A 2302-nucleotide genomic window follows, 5' to 3' on the forward strand; every position below is an offset into this window, starting at 1 on the left:
CATAGGCTCGCCGCACCGACGACCCTACAGTGTGAGCTAACGCAAGTTCGCACGCATCCTCTGAGAAGGTCGTCCTTTCTTGCGCCCAGGTTCTAAATGAGGTTCGAAAACCGTGGATATCGACGTCATATCCAAGGGTCTTTTTTGTCAGTTTTGAATATGTCACATCAGACAGTATTTTATTCCTAGGCGATGGGAACACCAGACCAGAACCCTTTGGTCCAGCCTCCTCAAGAATTTCAATCGCGCGGCCAGACAAGGGAACTGTGTGTGATTTTTTTCTGCCCTTCATCCGTTCCTTAGGGATTTTCCAGAGCTTATCGTTCAAGTCTATTTCTTCCCAAACAGCGCCCCTAACCTCACCAGACCTGGAAGCACAAAGAATTAAAAATTCTAGTCCAAGCTTCGTCATCTGTTTCGCACCAGACTGCTTCAGATCTACGATAAACTTATGGACATTTTGGTACTGAAGAGAAACACGGTGATTATCTGAAGTTACGATCTTCGGAAGTGAAATCTTCGCTTGATCAAGAGGGTTTCTATCAATGAATCCGTTGCCAACACACCATTTCATGGTGAAGTTTACATATACTTTAACCTTTGCTGCAACGGCTGGTTTCTCATCAATCAGAGTAGTCAGAAATTCGTTTAGATCACCAGAAGTGATCGTGTTAACCTTCTTGTTTCCGATGTGTGGAAAGACATGTAGCTTCAAGGCACCGATAAAACGGGTATCCGAAGATTTTGACTTACCTACAGCGTAAACGGAGGCGGCTTTGGCTGCGATCTGCTCGAAGGTCGGCACATCCGGGACCGGACTGGGGACGGGCGTCCGGATCAGTTCCGAGATCTGACCGCCATAGGCGGCTCTCTTGTTCTCCAGCGCCCTGTCACGTGCAGCTTGCAGAGTGATGATCGGCGGGCTTCCTAACCCGAGCTCCATACGCTTCCCACCGACCATTATCCGCTGCACCCACTGACGGGAACCTGAGGGCATGACTCTCAGCATCAAGCCGAGACCCGAGCCGTCGTGATAACGCCCAGGAGCGTTGATTTTGCGGATGAACGCTGAGGTCAGCTTACCCCTGACCCCGCTTCCTGACTGACCTGACATCGCCCTAACTTATCCCCCTATGTGTCCCCCACAAGCGCAAAGAATACATATTTTATTACGCCTAACCATACACTTAACATTCTTATATTCCTTGTTCTTTCATGGTGTCAACGGCCTCACGGCCGAAACTGGTGGACCCTGCGTCCACCATAGCACTAAATATTTTTATAAAAATCATATATTTAGAATCATCATCAAGCCGTATCCCCCAATTTACCCACCACAGTGATTATCAGTTCTGGCGCCAAAGTTCGGTTATGTTCTGAAAAAATACATATATTTTTTCGTATTTTAATGGCTTTCCGGAAAGCAAACCGATCAAATTTCAAGCGCCACAGTATCCCCCAAGAGAGGCTGAATCGGCCGTTACAAAGGGTCTGATGCAGGAGGGGCAACACCTACGGTAAGGCGCCCGCAAGCGACCCACCCAAGGACGCGAAGACCCTCGCACGGCGCCTCGTCTCGATCGACGCGCTGCATGAGATCGCGGCGGTCGCAGGGTACGGGCTGCTGCCGCCTCGGATTGGGGCTATTACGTGATCATGATGGCGGCGCAGCCAGCACAAATTGATGTCTCCCTATATTTGGCGAGAGTACGGGGAGACACGCTAATCAAATTACATCCCCCATGAGAAGATCCCGGATGGGAATTCCCATCATCTTTAGAACAGTTTGAATGGCACCAACGGGATAGTGATAGTTCTTCATACATGATGGTAACCATGCGGAAAGAGGGAGCATATCAACCTGAGTCGAATTCATGAGTGACAATCCATACTTCTCTTCCAGCTTATTTTTATACATGATGGTGTTTGCCGCCGTAATGAACTGCGTTTCAATCTCATGCAGATCAAAACTTCTAAAGATTGGCATTGGAATAAAGTGAAAGCGCGCAAAATGCTGACCATAGCGCTGATGTTCGCGTACACTTTCTGGTATTCTTTTTTTAAGACTACCACCGCGACCGATATAAATCCGGCCAGGATCTGTTAGAAAATACATTCCTGGCAAGCCAGGGAGGCGCGAATAATCTTTTATTTCTCGGGTAAATATTAGGTGAGAATATGCGAACTGAATATTCGCAAGATCAGCATCTCCAGCACCATCACCTTCGGTCATTTTTACTCTTTCTCGAATTCCCTTCGGTCAGGCGCTAGGCTAGGCCATATCTCAGAGCAGTCTAGACCC

At 48.2% G+C, this 2302-nt stretch carries 2 protein-coding genes; both read right to left on the reverse strand.

Annotation, left to right across the window (positions count from 1 at the left end; all coding sequences use genetic code 11):
• Nucleotides 1-1114 (reverse strand): tyrosine-type recombinase/integrase (locus C5F46_RS15940; protein ID WP_107326281.1); only part of this gene is annotated, 1114 nt, incomplete at its 3' end.
• Between the two features lie 612 nt (nt 1115-1726).
• Nucleotides 1727-2233: a hypothetical protein gene (locus C5F46_RS16515; protein WP_133618651.1), complete on the reverse strand. Its 507-nt coding sequence runs from the start codon at nt 2231-2233 to the stop codon at nt 1727-1729.
• Nucleotides 2234-2302 lie beyond the last annotated feature (69 nt).

This window comes from Phaeovulum veldkampii DSM 11550 (genome assembly GCF_003034995.1).
In the GTDB taxonomy this organism is placed as follows: domain Bacteria; phylum Pseudomonadota; class Alphaproteobacteria; order Rhodobacterales; family Rhodobacteraceae; genus Phaeovulum; species Phaeovulum veldkampii.

What these genes read in the sequence shown, in the direction of transcription:
- C5F46_RS16515 (WP_133618651.1), bottom strand. Translation starts at nt 2,233, where the DNA reads ATGACCGAAGGTGATGGTGCTGGAGATGCTGATCTTGCGAATATTCAG.